19 protein-coding genes are annotated in these 18,714 nt (G+C 71.1%); 9 read left to right on the top strand and 10 right to left on the bottom strand.

Annotated elements, in window-relative coordinates:
- Nucleotides 1-159: 159 nt before the first annotated feature.
- Nucleotides 160-999: a helix-turn-helix domain-containing protein gene (locus IOD16_RS03620; RefSeq protein WP_201438882.1), complete on the top strand. Its 840-nt coding sequence runs from the start codon at nt 160-162 to the stop codon at nt 997-999.
- Complete coding sequence (locus IOD16_RS03615; protein WP_201438881.1) at nt 996-1,160, top strand: DUF397 domain-containing protein; 165 nt, start codon at nt 996-998, stop codon at nt 1,158-1,160. The genes IOD16_RS03620 and IOD16_RS03615 overlap by 4 nt, the downstream gene beginning before the upstream one ends.
- A gap of 54 nt (nt 1,161-1,214) precedes the next feature.
- On the opposite strand, the gene IOD16_RS03610 is transcribed toward IOD16_RS03615, so the two are convergent.
- Together IOD16_RS03610 and ctaJ are read right to left on the bottom strand one after the other, a co-directional pair.
- Complete coding sequence (locus IOD16_RS03610) at nt 1,215-1,700, bottom strand: DUF5130 family protein (RefSeq protein ID WP_123743687.1); 486 nt, start codon at nt 1,698-1,700, stop codon at nt 1,215-1,217.
- A complete protein-coding gene (gene ctaJ / locus IOD16_RS03605) occupies nt 1,687-1,932 on the bottom strand; it encodes an aa3-type cytochrome oxidase subunit CtaJ (protein ID WP_106615147.1) in 246 nt (81 codons plus the stop codon). Before ctaJ ends, IOD16_RS03610 begins: the two co-directional genes overlap by 14 nt.
- Before the next feature lie 485 nt (nt 1,933-2,417).
- Here ctaJ and IOD16_RS03600 point away from each other — a divergent pair, with 485 nt between their 5' ends.
- On the top strand, nt 2,418-2,735 hold the full coding sequence (locus IOD16_RS03600) for a hypothetical protein (RefSeq protein WP_201438880.1): 318 nt from the start codon (nt 2,418-2,420) through the stop codon (nt 2,733-2,735).
- Between the two features lie 13 nt (nt 2,736-2,748).
- On the opposite strand, the gene IOD16_RS03595 is transcribed toward IOD16_RS03600, so the two are convergent.
- Entirely contained in the window at nt 2,749-3,414 is a 666-nt protein-coding gene (locus tag IOD16_RS03595; RefSeq protein ID WP_236594732.1) for an HNH endonuclease, read from the bottom strand.
- 153 nt (nt 3,415-3,567) lie between these two features.
- Between IOD16_RS03595 and IOD16_RS03590 the strand changes: the two genes are divergently transcribed.
- Nucleotides 3,568-5,661: a prolyl oligopeptidase family serine peptidase gene (locus tag IOD16_RS03590; RefSeq protein ID WP_236594731.1), complete on the top strand. Its 2,094-nt coding sequence runs from the start codon at nt 3,568-3,570 to the stop codon at nt 5,659-5,661.
- 16 nt (nt 5,662-5,677) lie between these two features.
- On the top strand, nt 5,678-6,595 hold the full coding sequence (locus tag IOD16_RS03585) for a mechanosensitive ion channel family protein (protein WP_123743690.1): 918 nt from the start codon (nt 5,678-5,680) through the stop codon (nt 6,593-6,595).
- Between the two features lie 93 nt (nt 6,596-6,688).
- Here IOD16_RS03585 and IOD16_RS03580 read toward each other — a convergent pair whose 3' ends face one another.
- Complete coding sequence (locus tag IOD16_RS03580; RefSeq protein ID WP_201438878.1) at nt 6,689-8,059, bottom strand: hypothetical protein; 1,371 nt, start codon at nt 8,057-8,059, stop codon at nt 6,689-6,691.
- Between the two features lie 272 nt (nt 8,060-8,331).
- Between IOD16_RS03580 and IOD16_RS03575 the strand changes: the two genes are divergently transcribed.
- Both IOD16_RS03575 and IOD16_RS03570 read left to right on the top strand, forming a co-directional pair.
- A complete protein-coding gene (locus tag IOD16_RS03575; RefSeq protein ID WP_201438877.1) occupies nt 8,332-8,718 on the top strand; it encodes a globin in 387 nt (128 codons plus the stop codon).
- Between the two features lie 57 nt (nt 8,719-8,775).
- The gene (locus IOD16_RS03570; RefSeq protein ID WP_201438876.1) at nt 8,776-10,371 is read left to right on the top strand and encodes a glycoside hydrolase family 13 protein; all 1,596 of its coding nucleotides are present in this window, start codon (nt 8,776-8,778) and stop codon (nt 10,369-10,371) included.
- Nucleotides 10,372-10,430: 59 nt separating this feature from the next.
- Here IOD16_RS03570 and IOD16_RS03565 read toward each other — a convergent pair whose 3' ends face one another.
- From IOD16_RS03565 to IOD16_RS03545, 5 genes are read right to left on the bottom strand one after another with little or no spacing between them, the layout of a single operon-like run.
- A complete protein-coding gene (locus IOD16_RS03565) occupies nt 10,431-11,057 on the bottom strand; it encodes a hypothetical protein (RefSeq protein ID WP_123748066.1) in 627 nt (208 codons plus the stop codon).
- Nucleotides 11,050-11,481 (bottom strand): acyl-CoA thioesterase, encoded by a 432-nt coding sequence (locus IOD16_RS03560; protein ID WP_201438875.1) that lies wholly within the window; start codon nt 11,479-11,481, stop codon nt 11,050-11,052. The genes IOD16_RS03565 and IOD16_RS03560 overlap by 8 nt, the downstream gene beginning before the upstream one ends.
- 50 nt (nt 11,482-11,531) lie before the next feature.
- Nucleotides 11,532-12,476, bottom strand: coding sequence for a DNA glycosylase AlkZ-like family protein (locus IOD16_RS03555; protein WP_201438874.1), 945 nt, complete (start codon nt 12,474-12,476; stop codon nt 11,532-11,534).
- Nucleotides 12,473-13,465, bottom strand: coding sequence for a LacI family DNA-binding transcriptional regulator (locus tag IOD16_RS03550; RefSeq protein ID WP_201438873.1), 993 nt, complete (start codon nt 13,463-13,465; stop codon nt 12,473-12,475). The genes IOD16_RS03555 and IOD16_RS03550 overlap by 4 nt, the downstream gene beginning before the upstream one ends.
- Before the next feature lie 11 nt (nt 13,466-13,476).
- The gene (locus tag IOD16_RS03545) at nt 13,477-15,081 is read right to left on the bottom strand and encodes a glycoside hydrolase family 13 protein (RefSeq protein WP_201438872.1); all 1,605 of its coding nucleotides are present in this window, start codon (nt 15,079-15,081) and stop codon (nt 13,477-13,479) included.
- 217 nt (nt 15,082-15,298) lie between these two features.
- Here IOD16_RS03545 and IOD16_RS03540 point away from each other — a divergent pair, with 217 nt between their 5' ends.
- Nucleotides 15,299-16,861: a carbohydrate-binding module family 20 domain-containing protein gene (locus IOD16_RS03540; RefSeq protein WP_236594729.1), complete on the top strand. Its 1,563-nt coding sequence runs from the start codon at nt 15,299-15,301 to the stop codon at nt 16,859-16,861.
- A gap of 77 nt (nt 16,862-16,938) precedes the next feature.
- Here IOD16_RS03540 and IOD16_RS03535 read toward each other — a convergent pair whose 3' ends face one another.
- Nucleotides 16,939-17,793, bottom strand: a complete 855-nt coding sequence (locus tag IOD16_RS03535; RefSeq protein WP_201438870.1) for a helix-turn-helix domain-containing protein — start codon at nt 17,791-17,793, stop codon at nt 16,939-16,941.
- A gap of 110 nt (nt 17,794-17,903) precedes the next feature.
- Between IOD16_RS03535 and IOD16_RS03530 the strand changes: the two genes are divergently transcribed.
- Nucleotides 17,904-18,644, top strand: a complete 741-nt coding sequence (locus tag IOD16_RS03530; RefSeq protein WP_236594728.1) for an SDR family NAD(P)-dependent oxidoreductase — start codon at nt 17,904-17,906, stop codon at nt 18,642-18,644.
- Nucleotides 18,645-18,714 lie beyond the last annotated feature (70 nt).

The following is an 18,714-nucleotide window of genomic DNA, read 5'->3' as shown; positions in this document are numbered from 1 at the left end:
GTCCCGTCGCGCACACCACCACCCGCCGCGCATGTCCGACCAGTGTGCGGGCTGGTCGGTAGCTCTGGTGCACAACACCTTGTCCGGCCCGCAACAGCTGGTCAATCCCCTTTTCGAGCGAGAGACTTGACCACTGGTCCCGCTTTAGTATGCATTTCCATGAACCGCAACACCTCGAAATCCATCGCACTGGGCGCGCGTTTGCGCAACGCACGGACGACCAACAAGCTCAGCCAACGCGCACTCGCGAAGAAAATCGGCGTCGTACATTCGTTGCTTTCGCGCAACGAAAGCGGCCAGCGCGTCCCTACCCGGGCGGAGGTCATCCGCATCCTCGACCCGCTCATCATCCCCGATCGGGATCGCGAAGAAATCCTGGAGATGACCGAAGATCCCAGCGGATCACCGCTCGCGGTGATCGAACTGCCCGAGCGCCGGGCGCAGATCGCCGCCCTGGTGGAGGTCGAGCAGATGGCCCACGAGGTGGTGAGCTGGTCGCCGCTGATCATCCCCGGCCTGCTCCAGGTCAGCTCCTACACCCGCTCGATCATGGAGGCGGCCGGCATCCCCGAGGGCGAGGTCGCGACCCGCGTCGCGGTGCGGATGGGACGGCGCGACGTCCTCACCCGTCGCAACCCGGTCCGCTTCACGGCCCTGATCGGCGAGGCGGTGCTGAAGCAGACGATCGGCGGCCGTGAGGTCATGACCGAGCAGTTCGACCACCTGCTGATGATGAGCGCGCACGAGAACGTCGACCTCCGGATCGTGCCCTCGGCCAGCGGCTGGCACCCCGGACTGAATGGCGCTTTCCACCTGCTCAAGTGCAACGGGACCTCGTTCGTGCACCTGGAGAACTCGATCAGCTCCGTGTTCGTGCAGGAGCCGGAGGTGGTAGCCGGCTTCGAAGCGTCCGTGCCAAGGTTGCTGGAGGTCGCGATGAGCCCGGAGCAGTCCTTCGAGCTGATCGCGGAGGAGGTGCGGACGACGGGAGTCTCATGACCCTGCGGTGGAGGAAGTCCGGCAAGAGCGTCGAGAGCGGCTCCTGCGTCGAGGTGGCGAACCACCTCGGTGCGGTGCGGGACAGCAAGAACCCCTCGGTCGTGCTGGGTGTCAGCCCGGCACGGCTGAAGGCGTTCGTGGACGCGCTCAAAGCCCGCTGACACAGCGAAGGCCCCGGCTGCGCGCCGGGGCCTTCACCTCGTCGTTCGAGGTCGTCAGCCGTGCTTGGGAGCCGGACCGGCCTGGTCGGTCAGCATCCGCAGGCCGCTCACCAGGCCGCCGGACAGGTCGCCCTCCTTGAAGGAGGCGACCATGCTCATCACGGCCAGCTTCGCGCCGCGGTCGGCGATGCGGCGGTGGGACTCCTCGCCCGTCACCACCTCCACCCGGCGTTCACCGGGCGACACCGCGACGAGCACGGCGTGCGTGGGGCGCGTGGTGCCGGCGTGCAGCTCCTCGGCCTTCGCCCGCGCGTCCGCGCCCAGCTCGCCGAGGTACACGCTGAAGTCCAGCCCGGTGGTGCGGCTGGCCAGCGTCAGCGCCTCGTCCAGGCTCGACAGCTGCACCGGCGTGAACGGCAGGCTCGGCGGGTGCGGCTCGTACATCTTGGCGGCGGACACCCGGCCGCTGTTGGTGACGACCTCGCCGACCTCCAGCGTCGACGGGTCGACGTCCACCCTCGTCAGCTCACCAGTTGCCACGGGCACCTCCCTTGGCGGTACGGCCCTCGGCCGGCGCCGTGACGGCCTGGTGCGCGCCGCCGGGCAAGCCCGCCGGGTTCGCCGTCCACCAGACGGGGGCGTAGTTCCACTCCTGGCCCGGGCGGTACCGCTGAATGCGGGTGGCCTTCGGCCTCAGCGTCAGTAGCGTGATCACGCCGTAGATGGCCAGCGGGATCAGCGCGAAGACGAGCACGGTCTCCACGATGGTCACGCCGGTTACGGTAACCGATCGTCCTGGTCAGGTCGGGGTGAGGGCACCGTTTCCGCACCGGGGTGGGCCGAGCGGTGCGCGCGGGGCCGTCCGGCGGTCCGGCCAACTGTGAACGCGGCCCGGTGGGCGCGGTCCGCGACTACGCGTACGGCGGTGACCACGTCGTGGGACACCGGCTCGGGCGGCGGGCACGCGACTGTCACGGACATGGCGCTGCCACGTGGCATATGACCCTTTGTGATCTACCCGACGCCCTACCTGCGACGACGTCACCCTCAGTGTCCATTGGTGCCGGATGCACCAGCACCCACGCTCGATCGTCGCAGTGCGTACACCCGGATGGCCTTCCCCCGGACGGAGGCGAATGGCGGCCGGTTTGGCGTCTTGTCCTGGGCCCACTCGGCTTCTAGCTTTTCACCTGTACGGGTCTTGCGCATCCGATTCCGGAGCCCAATTCCCGCCCGATGAGTCTCGGAGGACACGACATGTACACCATGAACCTTGTTCTGGTCGCCGCCCTCACCCTTTCGTCGTACACCCAATCGGAGCAGAGCGTTACCACTGTTCAGCCTCAAGCAGTGCTCGCCGAGTCGGTGCGCATCACCGCCGACGACTCCGTTCGGATCACCTCCCAAGGCTCCGTCCGCATCACCTCGGACTCCGTCCGGATCACCGGGGACGACCCGGGCTCCGTGCGCATCACGACAGTCGGGTCGGTGCGCATCACGTCGGGCTCCGTGCGGATCACGAACGGTTCCGTGCGCATCACGAACGACCCCCAGGACCACGTCCTGGCGGCCTGAACAAGAGCGGTCGCTAAGCCGCGGGCTCGCCGAGGTAGGGCAGCCACAGCGGGTCGGCCTCGGTGACGCCGGCCAGCAGCCGCCAGTGCGGCCCGCGGGGCGCGTTGGGCACCACCCGCAGGCGCCAGCCGAGCTCCGAGAGGAGCTTGTCGGCCTTGCGGTGGTTGCACTTCGCGCAGCAGGCGACGCAGTTGGTCCACGAGTGGGGGCCGCCGCGGCTGCGCGGCACCACGTGGTCGATCGTCTCGGCGCGTCCGCCGCAGTACGCGCAGCGGTACCGGTCCCGGTGCATCAGCCCGGCCCGCGTGAGCGGCACCCGGCCCCGGTAGGGCACCCGCACGTAGTTCGCCAGCCGGATCACCGACGGGACGACCACCGCGGACGTCGAGGAGTGGACGACGGCCCCGGCGGGGTCGCCGTGCACGACCTCGGCCTTGCCGCACACCACGAGGACCACCGCGCGCCGCAGGGGCAGCGCGGTGAGCGGTTCGAACGTGGCGTTGAGCAGCAGGACCTTGCGTCTTCCCCAAGGCAGCACCACGGGCGCCGGACCGGCCCCCTGGCCGTCGGCCACAGTGTGCACGGTGTTCAGCGCGAGCTGCTTTTGGCCGGACGGCACCGACGACGCGATCCCGGCGTTCACCAGGGCGCCGATCGGGGTGGGTTGTCGGTCTGGCACGCGACCACCTCCACCGGTTCAGGGCCTAGCAGACCACAGATCGACCCCAAAAATCACCTGTGATATGTGACGGGTCACGAAGCCGAGAGCGAAACTCGGGTGAACAGACCCCTATCGGACATGGTTTTCATCACCCGCGCTACGCTCGGCGAGGTGACCGAAGCCTCCCGCGCAGCGCTGCCTGCGACGATCACCTACCCGGCCGCGCCGCGGCTCGACCTCGTCGACGACCTGCACGGAAACGCGGTCCCCGACCCCTACCGCTGGCTCGAGGACCCTGCGGACCCCCGAACCGCCGCGTGGTCCGCCGAACAGGACGGGGTGGCCCGGTCCTGGCTGGACGCGATGCCGGGCCGGGACGCGCTCGCCGCCCGCCTGGGCGAGCTGATGCGGACCGGTTCCGTGGGCACGCCGGTGTGGCGGGCCGGACGGGCGTTCTACACCCGCCGGGGGCCGGACGAGGACCACCCGGTGCTGTACGTGCGGGTGGACGGCGTGGAGCGGGCGCTGCTGGACGTGTCGCGGCTCGACCCGTCCGGCCGGACCACGCTCGACCAGTGGTCGCCGTCCCGCGAGGGCACGCGGCTGGCCTACCAGGTGTCGATCGGCGGTGACGAGCACTCGTTGCTGCACGTCCTGGACGTCGACACCGGCGAGCTGCTGGACGGCCCGATCGACCGGTGCCGGTACTCACCGGTCGGCTGGCTGCCCGGCGGCGAGGAGTTCTTCTACGTCCGCCGGGTCGACCCCGCGCTGGTGCCCGAGGACGAGCGGCAGTTCCACCGGCGGGTGTGGCGGCACCGGGTGGGCACGCCCGCGGCCGACGACGTGAACGTGCACGGCGACGGCCTCGACCACACCTACTACTACGGGCTGTCGTTGTCGGAGGACGGCCGGTGGCTGGTGGTGAACGGCGCGCCCGGCACCGTGCGGCGGGACTCGGTGTGGATCGCCGACCTGCACGGCTCCGGCGAGCTGACGCCGGTCGTGCGCGACTCCGACGACGTGCAGTGCTCGGCGTGGGTCGCCCCGGACGGGCGGCTCTACCTGCGGACCAGCCTCGATGCGCCCCGGTTCCGGGTGTGCGTGGCCGACCCGGCGGCGCCGGGCGAGTGGACCGAGCTGGTCGGCGAGCAGCCGGACTCGGTGCTGGACGCGGTGACCTGGCTGGACGGGTCGCTGGTGCTGCTGCGGACCCGGCACGCGGTCTCGGAGCTGCACCTGCACTCCCCCGCGACCGGCGAGCACCTGGGGGAGGTCCCGCTGCCCGGGACGGGGTCGCTGCACGGGTTGTCCACAGTCGACCGGCTGACCGGTGCGGACCGGGACGTGCTGTGGTTCGGGTGGTCGGACTTCATCACACCCTTGTCGGTGTACCGCTACTCGCTGTCGAGCGGGCGGACCGAGCTGGAGGCGGCGGCGCCCGGGACGGTGTCGCTTCCGGAGTTGTCCACACAGCAGGTCTCGTACACGTCGTCCGACGGCACGGTCGTGCGAATGTTCGTGGTGTCCGGCGAGCAGCACCCGGACCTGCCCCGGCCGACGTTGCTCACCGGGTACGGCGGGTTCGCGGTGGGGCGCGGGCCGGGGTACAGCGCGACCACGTTGGCGTGGGTCGAGGCGGGCGGCGTGTGGGCGCACGCGTCGTTGCGCGGCGGCGACGAGGAGGGTGGGGAATGGCACCGGGCGGGGATGCGCGAGCGCAAGCAGAACGTGTTCGACGACTTCCACGCGGCGGCCGAGTGGTTGATCCGCGACGGGTGGACCACGCCGCAGCAGTTGTCGATCATGGGCGGGTCGAACGGCGGGCTGCTCGTCGGGGCGGCGTTGACGCAGCGGCCGGAGCTCTACGCGGCGGTGGTGTGCTCAGCGCCACTGCTGGACATGGTGCGCTACGAGAACTTCCTGCTGGGGCGGCTCTGGGCCGAGGAGTACGGCTCGGCGGCCGTGCCCGAAGAGCTGGCGTGGCTGCTGGCCTACTCCCCGTACCACCGGGTGCGGACGGGAGTTGAGTACCCTTCGGTGCTGTTCACGGTCTTCGAGTCGGACAGCCGCGTGGACCCGAACCACGCCCGGAAGATGTGCGCGGCGCTGCAGCACGCGACGTCGAGTGATCCGACCAAGCACCCGGTGCTGCTCCGCCGCGAGACCGAGGTGGGGCACGCGGGCCGCTCGGTGAGCCGATCGGTCGGCCTGGCCGTGGACCAGTTGACCTTCTTGGCCCGGGCGACCGGCCTGGAGTTGTGAGTGGAGGACTGAGCAGGTGCTGGACGTGGAGCCGACGCCGACACCGGTGTTCGACGTGGAGTCGACCCTCGCCGTCGAGTGGTGGGTGACCAACGGTCCCAAGATCGCCGAGGGCGCGTTGCGGATCGCGTTGACGCTGATCATCGCGGTGGTGGTCCGGTTCGTGCTCCGCCGGCTGATCGACCGGATGACCCGGGGCAACGGCGGGCGGAAGCCGAAGCTGCTCAAGCCGCTGCGGGAGCGCGCCCCCCAGGCGCTGGGCGCGCTGGTCTCCGAACGGCGCGAGCAGCGGGCCAAGACCATCGGCTCGGTGCTCAAGTCGTTCGTCACGATCATCGTGTTCGGGGTGGCGTTCATCCAGGTCCTCACCGAGCTGGGCATGAACCCCGCGCCCATCCTGACCTCGGCGGGCATCCTCGGCGTCGCCATCGGCTTCGGCGCGCAGAACCTGGTCAAGGACTTCCTGTCCGGCATGTTCATGATGTTGGAGGACCAGTACGGCGTCGGCGACGTGGTCGACCTCGGTCCCGCGACGGGCACGGTGGAGTCGGTGGCGCTGCGGATCACCACGATCCGCGACACCAACGGCACCGTCTGGTACGTCCGCAACGGCGAGATCCTGCGGGTCGGCAACTCCTCGCAGGGCTTCGCGGTGGCGGTGGTCGACCTGCCGCTCGGGTACGGCGCGAACCTGGCGTCGGCGACCGAGGTGCTCACCAAGGCCGTGGAGGACGCCACGGGCGAGGAGTTGCTGGCCAAGGACGTCATCGACAAGCCGCAGGTGCTCGGCGTGGAGAAGGTCACGCCCGAGGGCATCACCATGCGGGTGACGGTGAAGGTCCGGCCGGGCCGCCAGTGGGCCGTCCAGCGCGCCCTGAGGGCCAAGCTGATGCCCGCGCTGGACGACGCGGGCATCTCGCTCAAGTCGTCCTAGGCCTCCTGGGCGGCCCGGCCCGGGTCCGCCTGGGCCGGCTGACGGCGATCGGGCAGGGGCCGTCGTGCTCCTGCCCGACCACCTGGCAGCCGCTCAGGCCGCGATCACCGCGGTGAGCGCGTCGGCCAGCAGCCGCGCTTCCTTCGAGCGGACGGCGTCGGCCACGGCCCGGTCGCGGACGACCTTGATGCGGTCGAAGGTCCTGGTCGAGCTGATGCGCCCGGCCGGGCTGAGCAGGTCGGCCGCCAGGCGGTTCGCCTCCGCGTGCTCGCCCTGCAGCACGCGGACGCCGAGCAGCGAGATCACGTCGAACAGGTTCGACCGCTGGTAGGAGTCACGGCGCAGGCGCAGCGCCTCCGCGAGGTGCGGTTCGGCCTTCCGCTCCGTCCCCGGCCGGTGCTCGGCGGCGGTCCGGTACGACAGGGCCGCCATGCCCTCCAGCCCGGCCCGGTCGAAGTAGGACAGCCAGCCGGGCGTGTCGGCGGGGTCGGCCCGCGAGAACCGCTCCTGCGCCGTGCCGACGGCCCGGTCCACCGCCTCGACGTCGCCCAGGGTCGCGTGCGCCCACGCCTCGCACGTGGAGAGCATCGCGGAGGGCATCGGCCCCAGCCGGTCCCCCGCTCCCCGCCGGGCCAGGGCGACCAGCGACAACGCCTCGCGCGGCCGGCCGACGTGCACCATCTGGCGGGCCATCCGGGACAGCACCTCGACGCCCAGACCGGTGTCACGTGCCCGTTTCGCGCAGTGCAGCGCCAGCGTGAAGTAGCGCTGCGCGGTCGCCTGGAGGCCCACGTCGTGCGACATCCAGCCCGCCAGCCTGGCCAGGTCCGCGGTCGAGCGGAACAGGCGCCGGGAGATCGGGTCGGGGTAGCCGTGGTCGAGCAGGTCGGTCATCGCCTTGAGCTGCCCCACCACGGCCTCGCGGTACAGCCCGCCGCCGCGCTTGGCGTCCCAGGCCCAGAACGTCCTGGTCGCGGACTCGATCTCGACGATCTCCGCGGCGCCGATCCGGCCCGGTCCCAGCGCCGGGGTCGGCGCCGCGTCGCCCGCCTCCAGCCACCCGGCCAGCCGCCCCTCCAGGACCGCGCCGGTGGCGAGGGCGGCGGTCGCGCCGAGCACGTCCCTGCGTTTGATCATCAGATCGCTCCTCGTGAAGTCCTGCAACGTCGCGACCAGGCCCCGGTGGTCCCACGACACGTGGTCGCGGGCCGGCGACACCCCCGTCAACCCGAGGTCGGCCGGCGTGAACGGCCTGCCCAGCCGGTCGGCGAACAACGCCGCCAGCAGGTCCGGGACGGGGTGCCGCGGCTGCTCGCCCTCCAGCCACCGCCGCACCCGGGAGCTGTCCGGCGCGACGTTGTGGCCCCTCGCCCGGCCGAGCCTCCCGACGGCGCGCGCGAGTTCGAGCTGGGTCCACCCCGCCTGCCGGAACCAGTGCAACAACGCCTCGTTCGACCGGCTCATGTCGTGTCCTCCCTCGCGGCAGGAGATGCCGGGGCCAGGATGCGGGGCGGCGTGGCGCGTTCACCACGAATCGGCCCAGTGCGCCAACCGTTCGCCAAGCGCCGGCGGACCGGGGCCGCTCGGGTGACGGCCCGACGACGGCGGGGCCTCGGCGGGGTGGCCCGGAGGCGACAGGTCGAGCAGGGCGGGCGGCGGCAGCGGCGGGTCGCCTCGTCCACCGCGTAGCGGGGTCGGCGTGCGCTGCCGCACGGGTCCTGAGGCAGGATGGAGGGGTGACCACTCCTCCGGAGAACTTCTACGAAGCAGTGGGCGGGTACGAGACGTTCCACAAGATCGTCGCCGTCTTCTACCAGGAAGTGGCCGACGATCCCGTCCTGCGTCCGCTGTACCCCGAAGAGGACCTCGGTCCCGCCGAGGAGCGCTTCCGGCTGTTCCTGATGCAGTACTGGGGCGGCCCGCACACGTACTCGGACAACCGGGGTCATCCTCGGTTGCGGATGCGTCACGCTCCGTTCGTCATCGGTCCCGTGGAGCGGGACGCCTGGTTGCGCTGCATCAAGGTCGGCGTCGACGCGGTCGACCTCTCCCCCGAGCACCGCAAGCAGCTCTGGGCGTACCTGGAGATGGCCGCGAACAGCATGATGAACGCCTGGGTGTGATTCGTGATCACACGAACGGGGTCGTGGTGTCGGTCGCGAATGGCAGGATGACTCCTCGTGCGACGATCCTCCGATCTACAACCAGAGATCGCCGACGAGTCCGCCTGGTGGCGTGACGCCGTCTTCTACCAGGTCTACGTCCGATCGTTCGCCGACGCGAACGGTGACGGCGTGGGCGACCTCGACGGTATCCGCTCCCGGCTCGGCTACCTCGAACTGCTGGGCGTGGACGCCCTCTGGCTCACGCCGTTCTTCACCTCGCCCATGGCCGACCACGGCTACGACGTGGCCGACCCGCGGGACGTCGACCCGCTGTTCGGCGACCTGGCCGCGTTCGACCGGCTGGTGACCGAGGCGCACGCCCACAACCTCAAGGTCACCATCGACCTGGTCCCGAACCACACCAGCGACCGGCACGCCTGGTTCCAGGCCGCGCTGCGGGCCGGGCCGGGGTCGGTCGAGCGGGACCGGTTCGTGTTCCGCGACGGCGGCGGGTTCGACGGGTCCGTGCCGCCGAACAACTGGCCCAGCCAGTTCGGCGGGCCGGCGTGGACCCGGGTGCCCGACGGGCAGTGGTACCTGCACCTGTTCGCGCCCGAGCAGCCCGACCTGAACTGGGACAACCCCGAGGTCGCCGCCGACCTGACGCGCACGCTGCGGTTCTGGCTGGACCGCGGTGTCGACGGGTTCCGCATCGACGTGGCGCACGGCATGGCCAAGCCCTTCGGGTTGCCGAACATCGATCCGCGGGCGCAGCTGGGCGCGGGCGTCATGCACGACAACTCGCTGGACCCCCGGTTCGACAACGACGGCGTGCACGAGGTGCACCGGATGATCCGCAAGGTCATCGACGAGTACCCGGGCCGGATGGCCGTCGGCGAGATCTGGGTGAAGGACGACGAGCGGTTCGCCCGCTACATCCGGCCCGACGAGCTGCACCTCGGGTTCAACTTCCGGCTGGTCGAGGCGCCGTTCGACGCGGACGGCGTGCGGTCGGCGATCGAGCACTCGCTGGGCGCGGTCCGCGGCCTGGACACGCCTCCCACCTGGACGTTGTCCAACCACGACGTGACGCGGCACGTGACGCGGTACGGCGGCGGCGCGATCGGCGCGCAGCGGGCGAAGGCGATGACGCTGGTCGAGCTGGCGCTGCCCGGCGTGGTCTACCTCTACAACGGCGAGGAGCTCGGCCTGCCGGACGTGGAGCTGCCCGAGTGGGCGTTGCAGGACCCGATCTGGCTGCGGTCCGGGCACACCGACCGCGGTCGGGACGGGTGCCGGGTGCCGCTGCCGTGGGAGGGCGACACGCCGCCGTTCGGCTTCTCCCAGGCCGTGACCACGTGGCTGCCGCAGCCGAACGAGTGGGCGGGCCTGACCGCCGAGTCGCAGCTGGAAGACCCGGGGTCGATGCTGTCGTTCTACCGGCAGGCGCTGGAGCTGAGGAAGTCGCAGCCGGCGTTCGACGGCGACGAGCTGGAGTGGTACGGCGCGCCGCCCGGGTGCTTCGCGTTCCGGCGCAAGGGCGGCGGGCTGATCTGCGCGCTGAACACGTCCGGCGGCCCGGTGCCGCTGCCGCCCGGCGAGATCCTGCTGGCCAGCGGCCCGATGGACGGCAACCAGCTGCCGCCCGACACGGCGGTCTGGCTGGTCTAGCGCCGCTGGTCCGGTGCACGTGGGGAGGGCGCGGTCGGTCGGCCGCGCCCCCGACCCGCTCAGACCAGCAGGGGCAGCATGGAGTGGCGGCGGCGGACCACCGCGCCGAACCGGGCGTCGATGCGCAGCCACGAGTCGGTGGCGGTGATGCGCACGTCGTCGCCGCCCAGGAAACCCATGCCGGACAACGCGAACAGGCACCGCATCGGCACCTTCACGTCCAAGCCGGAACCGCTCACCGTGAGCACGGTCTGGTCCAGCAGCGAAGCGGGCGGCGTGCCGCGCGGCCCCGCGTTCTCCCGCGCCACCTCCACGCCCTTCTCCGCCAGCTCCGACACCACGCTGCCGGGCAGCCGGTCCACCGGCAGCCAGCCCGCCACCGGCGGCAGCGCCGAGCGCCACATCATGTCCCGCGCCGGACCCGGGTCGACGGTCTCGCTGCGCACCACGGCCAAGCCGGTCAGCAGGTCGGTGCCCGACACGGTGACGTCGCCCGGCGCGGCCTGCCCGGCCACGGTCCGGGTCGCGAGGGTGTCGAACGGGGTCGCCACCCACGCGTCGACCAGGCCGCCGGACGGGCGGTTGCGCAGCCGCACCACGGCTTGACCGTCCAACCGGACGGCACGGGCGACGAACGCGCCGAGGTCGTCCCGCTCGGCGGGGTCGGCGAGGACCAACTCAGGCACCATTACCTCCGGCACGCCAGCCCGCGAGGAAATCGCGCTCGGCTTCGAGAAGACGGCGCGGACGCCCGGCCGTCAGGTTGTACGGCACCATGAGGGTCTCCGCCGTCGTGACGACGGCACTGCCCTCCTGGCGACCGCCGCGGACCGTGTAGTCCAACGTGAACGACGCGGACTTCAATTCCCGCACGGACATCTCCACCACGATCTCCTCACCGGTGAACACCACCGGCGAGAGGTAGTCCACGACGAGCCGGGCGACGACCAGGCCGTGCGACATCTCCGGCACACCGTGCCTGGCGGCCTCGGTGAACAGCAGGTCGATGCGCGCCTCTTCGAGCAAGGTCACCGTGTTGGCGTGGTTGACGTGGCCGAACGCGTCCATGTCCGACCAGCGCGGCCGAACGCCCGTGACGAACACACCCAAGTTGAACGCGCCTCCCGCTGTCGCTGCGTGACCGTGACCCTATCGACGTGCTACTGCCAGGTTAAGCGCGCGTCCACGTCGAGGAATCGACCCAGGTCGGCGACCTCTTCCGCGACGTCCGGCCGTTCTGCGCGGTCGTCGAACGGCCGCACGGTGAAGAGCGCGCCGTCGCGCCGCCAGACCGCGACGACCCGGCCGTCCACGACGACGTGAGGGGTGAGGAAACCGCCGCCGGTCTGCACGAGCGGCGCGTGTTCGGGGGCGAGGGCCGCGGAGCGGTCGCGGTAGCCGAGGAGGTAGGTGTCGAAGTGGCCGAGCATCCGCACGACGCCGGTCGGGGTGGCCGGTTCGGCTGGGCGGGTCGGGGAGTCCGCCACGTCGGGCAGGTCTTTGAGCTGGCGCTTGGGCAGGCCGCTCCAAGCGGCGAAGTCGTCGGGCGTGGCGGGTCCGTAGGCACGCCGGTAGCGCCGCCACAGCTCGTCCACGCCGCGGGGTTCGCAGTCGACGCGCAGGAGGCGGTAGGTGTCGTCCAGTCCCCGGCACAGCACGCCGGAGTTCGCGGCGAACGCCAGCAGGTGCGCGGGCGCCTGCGATCCCGGGTCGAGGACGACGCCGACCTCGGCGAGCCGGCGCACGAGTTCGGCGCGGTCCACCGGCTCGGTCAGGACCTCGCGGAGCGCGGGCAGCGCGCGAGCGCACAGCTCGTCGGTGAGGCCGAGTTGTTCGCGGCGGCGTCGTCCGGCGGCGATGAAGGTCGGACCGAGCAGGTGCACCACCCACAGGTCGTCCCGGTGGAGCAGGTGGAGGGTGCCGCGCATGGCCCAGGTGCGCACCAAGGGCCCGTCGAGGGACCTCACGCCCCGGGCGCGCGCTGCGAGCCGTGCCGCCGGGACGTCCTGGGCTTGCAGGGCGAAGATCGAGGCGAGCAGGTCCGTCGCGTCGGAAGCCGGGTGCGAGAGCCGTTGGGCCCGCATCCGTGCCGCGAGCGACGTCATCTGGGCCGGGCGCCCGTAGAGCCGCGCACCACCAGCTCGGGCTGGAACACGAACTCCGCGTGCGGTGCGGGCGTGCCGCCGATCTCCTCCAGCAACGCGTGCACGGCGGCCTGCCCCATCGCCTCGACCGGCTGCCGGATCGTGGTCAGCGGCGGGTCGGCGAACACGATCAGCGGCGAGTCGTCGAAGCCGACGACGGAGACGTCACGCGGCACGTCGAGGCCCCGGTGGCGGGCCGCGCGGATCGCGCCGAACGCCATCAGGTCGCTGCCGCACACGATCGCCGTGCAGCCGCGGTCCAGCAGGGCGTTGGCCGCCGCCTGGCCGCCCTCGACGGTGAACAAGGAGTGCTCGACCAGGGCGGCGGCCCGCGGTCGGACGAGCGTGAAGCCCTCCACCATGCGTTGGGCGGGCACGAACCTCGGCGGACCCACGGCCAGGCCGATCGTCTCGTGCCCGAGTTCGACCAGGTGGGTGACCGCCAACCGGACAGCCGCCCGGTTGTCCACCGAGACGAACGGCGCGGACACCTGGTCGGTGTAGCCGTTGACCATCACGAACGGCACGCCGCGCCCGGCCAGCTTCACGTACCGGTCCTTGTCGGCGGTCGTGTCGGCGTGCAGGCCGGACACGAAGACGATCCCGGTGACGCCCCGGTCGACCAGCATCTCGGTCAGCTGGTCCTCGGTGGAGCCGCCGGGCGTCTGCGTGCACAGCACCGGCGTGTAGCCGTCGCGGGTCAGCACCTGCTCGATGACCTGCGCGAACGCCGGGAAGATCGGGTTGTTCAACTCGGGGGTGATCAACCCGATCAACCCGGCGCTGCGCTGGCGGAGCCTGGGCGGGCGCTCGTAGCCGAGCACGTCCATCGCGGCGACCACCGCCTGGCGGGTCGTGGCCGAGACGCCTGGCTTGCCGTTGACCACCCGGCTGACCGTCGCCTCGCTCACGCCTGCCTGGGTCGCGATGTCACTGAGCCGCGCTGTCACACCGGGTGACTCTACGGGCGCGAGAGCCACACGGTCGTGTCCGGCGGCACGAGGACGTCCGCGTCTTCGGTCGCGAAACCACCGGAGGCGAGCAGCACCTCGCCGTCGGCGCGCAGACGTGCCACGTCAGGGCCGAAGTTCACCACGCAGGTGAAGGCGCCGCGGCGGAACGCCAGCACGCCGGTCGCCGTGGCCGCCGGCGCGTCGAGCCCGCCTTCCAGCCCCTCTTCCAGCCACTCGACGTCCGAGCCCGCGCCGAGGTCCGGGTGCTCCCGCCGCACGCGCAGCGCGCTGCGGTACAGCTCCAGCACCGAGTTCGGGTCACCGAGCTGGCTCGCCACGCTGAGGTCGGCCCACGAGGAGGGCTGCGGCAGCCACGAGCCGCCGTCGCCGAAGCCGAACGACGGGCCGTCGGGCGTCCACGGGATCGGCACGCGGCAGCCGTCCCGGCCCCGGTCGGTGTGGCCGGACCGCGTCCACACCGGGTCCTGCAGGACGTCCTCGGGCAGGTCGAGCACCTCGGGCAGGCCCAGCTCCTCGCCCTGGTAGACGTAGGCGCTGCCGGGCAGCGCGAGCATCAGCATCGCGGCGGCACGGGCGCGCGCCACGCTGCCGTACCGGGTCACGTGCCGCTGCACGTCGTGGTTGGACAGCACCCACGTGGTCGGCGCGGTGACCGGCCTCATCGCGGCCAGCGAGTCGTCGATGACCTGCTTGACGTCGGCGGCGGTCCACTCGGCGGTCAGGTAGTGGAAGTTGAACGCCTGGTGCAGCTCGTCGGCGCGCAGGTAGCGGGCGGTGCGCTCGGGGCTCGGCGTCCACGCCTCGGCCACGCCGATCCGGTTGCCCGGGTAGGAGTCGAGCACCTTGCGCCAGTCGCGGTAGATCTCGTGCACGCCGTCCTGGTCGAAGAACGGCAGCGACTCCGTGCCCAGCAGCTTGAGGTGGCCGGGCGTGCCGACGTCGGGCAGGCCGTCGGCCTTGACCATGCCGTGCGCGACGTCGATGCGGAAGCCGTCCACGCCGAGGTCGAGCCAGAAGCGCAGCACGTCGAGGAACTCGTCGCGCACCTCCGGCTGGTCCCAGTTCAGGTCCGGCTGCTCGGGCGCGAACAGGTGCAGGTACCACTGGCCGTCGGCGGTCCTGGTCCACGCGGGGCCGCCGAAGACGGACTCCCAGTCGTTGGGCGGGAGGTCGCCGTGGCCGTCGGAGGAGGAGAGGCCGTCGCGGAAGTGGTAGCGGGCGCGTTCCGGGGAGCCGGGAGGCGAGGCGAGGGCCTGCTGGAACCACTCGTGCCGGTCGCTGGTGTGGTTCGGGACCAGGTCCACGATCACCCGGATGCCGAGCGCGTGCGCCTCGTCCAGGAGCGCCCTGGCGTCGTCGTTGGAACCGAACAGCGGGTCGACGGTCCGGTAGTCGGCGACGTCGTAGCCGCCGTCGGCCATCGGGGACCGGTAGAACGGCGTGATCCAGACGGCGTCCACGCCGAGGTCGGCCAGGTAGGGCAGCCGGGAGCGGATGCCGGGCAGGTCACCGACGCCGTCGCCGTCCGAGTCGGCGAAGCTGCGCACGTAGACCTGGTAGATGACGGCCTCGCGCCACCAGTCCTGCGTCATGGGGTGTCCTTCCGGATCGGTTCCGCCGGAGGGCAATGAAATACTTTGCAAGTGTTTTCAGCAAGTCTGCCAGCTGGTATGACCTAGAGCACATCCCTGCCAGCTAGGAGACATCGTGGTTTCCTCAAGTCGACGCGCCTTGGGCGTGATAGCCGTACTCCTGTTCAGCCTTTTGGCGGCTCCGCAAAGTTTTGCAACGCCACCGTCCGCGAAGGACGTGACCGCGACCCTGTTCCAGTGGCCGTTCGCGCGGGTCGCCGCGGAGTGCACGAACGTGCTCGGCCCGAAGGGCTACGGGTTCGTGGAGGTGTCACCGGCCACCGAGCACATCCAGGGCTCCCAGTGGTGGACCTCCTACCAGCCCGTCAGCTACCGCATCGCCGGACGCCTCGGTGACGAGACCGCGTTCCGGAACATGGTGAACACCTGCCACGCGGCGGGCGTGAAGGTCATCGCGGACGCGGTGATCAACCACATGAGCGCCGGGTCGGGCACGGGCACCGGCGGCTCGTCGTACGCGAAGTACAACTACCCCGGCGTCTACAGCGACCCGGACTTCCACTCGTGCCGCACCGCGATCAGCGACTACCGCAACCGCGACAACGTGCAGAACTGCGAGCTGGTCAACCTGTCGGACCTGAACACCGGCAGCGACTACGTGCGCGGGCGGATCGCGACCTACCTGAACCACCTGATCTCGCTCGGCGTGGACGGGTTCCGGATCGACGCGGCCAAGCACATGGCGGCGGCCGACCTGGCCGCGATCAAGTCCCGGCTGAGCAACCCGGGCATCTACTGGGTGCACGAGGTGATCTACGGGGCCGGCGAGGCCGTGCAGCCCGGCGAGTACACCGGATCGGGTGATGTCGACGAGTTCCGGTACGCCTACGACCTCAAGCGGATCTTCAACAACGAGAACCTGGCGTACCTGAGCACGTTCGGGCAGTCGTGGGGCTACCTGGCGAGCGGTCAGGCGCGGTCGTTCGTGGACAACTGGGACACCGAGCGCAACGGGTCGACGTTGACCTACCGCGACGGCTCGACGTACACGCTGGCGAACGTGTTCATGCTGGCGTGGCCCTACGGTTCCCCGAACGTGTACTCGGGCTACGAGTTCTCCAACCACGACGCCGGGCCGCCGGCCGGGTCGGAGTGCTACACGTCCGGGTGGAAGTGCCAGCACCGGTGGACGCAGATCTCGTCGATGGTCCAGTTCCGCAACGCGGTGGCCGGCACGGCGGTCGTGAACTGGTGGGACAACGGCGGCGACGCCATCGCGTTCGGGCGGGGCAACAAGGGCTTCGTCGCGATCAACCGGGAGTCGTCGGCGATGACGCGGACGTTCCAGACCTCGCTGCCCGCCGGGTCGTACTGCAACGTGCAGCAGGACGGGTGCGTCGCGGTGGCGGTCGGGTCGAACGGCCAGTTCACCGCCACGCTGGGCGCGGGCGAGGCGTTGGCGCTGCACGTCGGCGCGACGGGGATCGGCAACCCGCCGGCCGGGACGACGTCGTTCGCGGTGAACGCCACCACGTCGTCGGGGCAGAACATCTTCGTGGTCGGCGACCACCCGTCGCTCGGCGCGTGGAACACGGGCGCGGCGGTCGCGCTGTCCTCGGCGGCGTACCCGACGTGGCGGGGATCGGTGTCGCTGCCGGCGGGGACGTCGTTCCAGTACAAGTACATCCGGAAGGACGCCGGCGGGGCGGTGACGTGGGAGAGCGGGACGAACCGGTCGGCGACGTCACCGGCGGTGCTGTCGGACACCTGGCGCGGTTAGTGGTCGGCCGGCGGCCATGAGCAGGTGAGAGGGCGGGCGGGACGCGGGTGGCGTCCCGCCCGCCCCTCGGGTTCCACCTACCCGACCGCGGCGTTGTCCAGCGGTGCTCCGCGCCTCGTCGGCAGGTCGGAGGAAGCCAGCAGGGCCAGCTTGTCCGCGTCGGCCGAACCCGCGTCCGGGTGGCACACGACGAGCATCAGGCCGTCGGTCCCGGCGATGGCGAGACGTTCGCGGTTGAGGGTCAGTTCGCCCACTTGGGGGTGGTTGATCCGGATCGGCGTCCCGCGCTGCCCGCGCACCTCGTGGCGGGCCCAGAGCCGGCGGAACCTCGCGCTCGCCAGCGAGAGCTCCTCGGTCAGCTCGACGAAGCGGGGATCGTCGAAGTCGTTGCCCACGGCCTGCCGCAGGTTCGCGACGAAGCACTCCGTGACGTCCTCCCAGTCCGGGTGCAGCGCCTGCACGGCCGGGACCAGGAACATGTCCCGCAGCTGGTTGCCCCCGGCGGTGAGATGGGGTGACAGCGCCCGGGCCAGGCTGTTCGAGGCCAGGACGTCGAAGAAGCGCCCCTCGATGAAAGCCGGCTGGGCGAGGGAGTCCACCAGCTTGAGCGCACCGGGCGGCGGGACCTCCTCGCGCGGGCGGCGTTGCCGGGGAGCTTCCGACACCAACGTCATCAGGTGCGCGACGTGGTCGCCGTCGAGCTGGAGCACGCGCGCGATCGACTCGATGACCTGGACGGACGGGTTGCGGTCACGGCCGCGTTCCAGCCGCAGGTAGTAGTCGGCGCTGATGCCGGCGAGCATGGCGACTTCCTCGCGGCGCAACCCGGGCACGCGCCGCACGCCCATCTCGGGGATGCCGGCCTGCTGGGGCGTCACGAGCTCGCGTCGGGCACGCAGGTACGCGCCGAGGGCATTCGTCGTGTCGCTCATGAGGGCTCGCTCGCCAGGGCTCGCCCCGAGGTCTCGTCCAGGAGGCGGGCCGGCGGAGGGGGTCCTGTCACACCCCCGGCTCGAGAGGGCTCTGGTCGAGGTGGGTGCCGGTGCATAACGTGGCCAACGGCCGGTCAGGGCCATTTATTTCGGAGGGACGCGACGTGACTGTCACACTGATCACCGGGGCGAACAAGGGCATCGGTTTCGAGACGGCCAAACAGTTGTCGGAGTTGGGCCACGTCGTCTACCTCGGCGCGCGTGACGTCGAACGCGGCGAAAAAGCGGCGGCGGCGATCGGCGCGCGATTCGTGCGATTGGACGTGACCGACGACGCTTCGGTGAGCGGCGCAGTGGCCGCGATCGGTTCGGCGGAAGGACTGCTCGACGTCCTGGTGCACAACGCGGGCATTCTGACCGGTGACGACGTCGACGGGCCGACGGCGCTGCGGGTTTTCGACACGAACGCGGTGGGGATCGTGCGCGTCACGGAAGCGGCGCTGCCCCTGCTGCGCAAGTCCGCGAACCCGACGGTGGTCACGGTGTCGAGCAGCGCCGGGTCGTTCTGGGCGGTGAACAACCCCGACCGGCCGGAGTTCCACGTGAGGGCGGCGCTCTACTCGGCGTCCAAGGCGGCGGCCACCATGTTGACGGTCCAGTACGCGAAGTCCCAGCCGGGCATCAAGTTCAACGCGCTCGAACCGGGTTTCACGGCCACCGACATGACGGCGGGCTTCGGAGTCGGGCGGGCGCCGGAAGAGAGCGCGAAGACGGTCGTGCGGTTGGCGACCTTGCCGGTGGATGGTCCGACGGGGACGTTTCAGGATGAAAACGGGGATTTGCGGTGGTGAGGTGAAGAGGCCGAAAGAGCACTCGCCGGACGGGCGGATCAGCAGGATGACCGGGTTCGTGGTGATGCGC

The organism is Saccharothrix sp. 6-C (assembly GCF_016695385.1).
Taxonomy (GTDB): Bacteria; Actinomycetota; Actinomycetes; order Mycobacteriales; family Pseudonocardiaceae; genus Actinosynnema; species Actinosynnema texasense.
The sequence above is the reverse complement of the archived record's forward strand: the minus strand, read 5'-3'. Positions and strand labels throughout refer to the sequence as shown.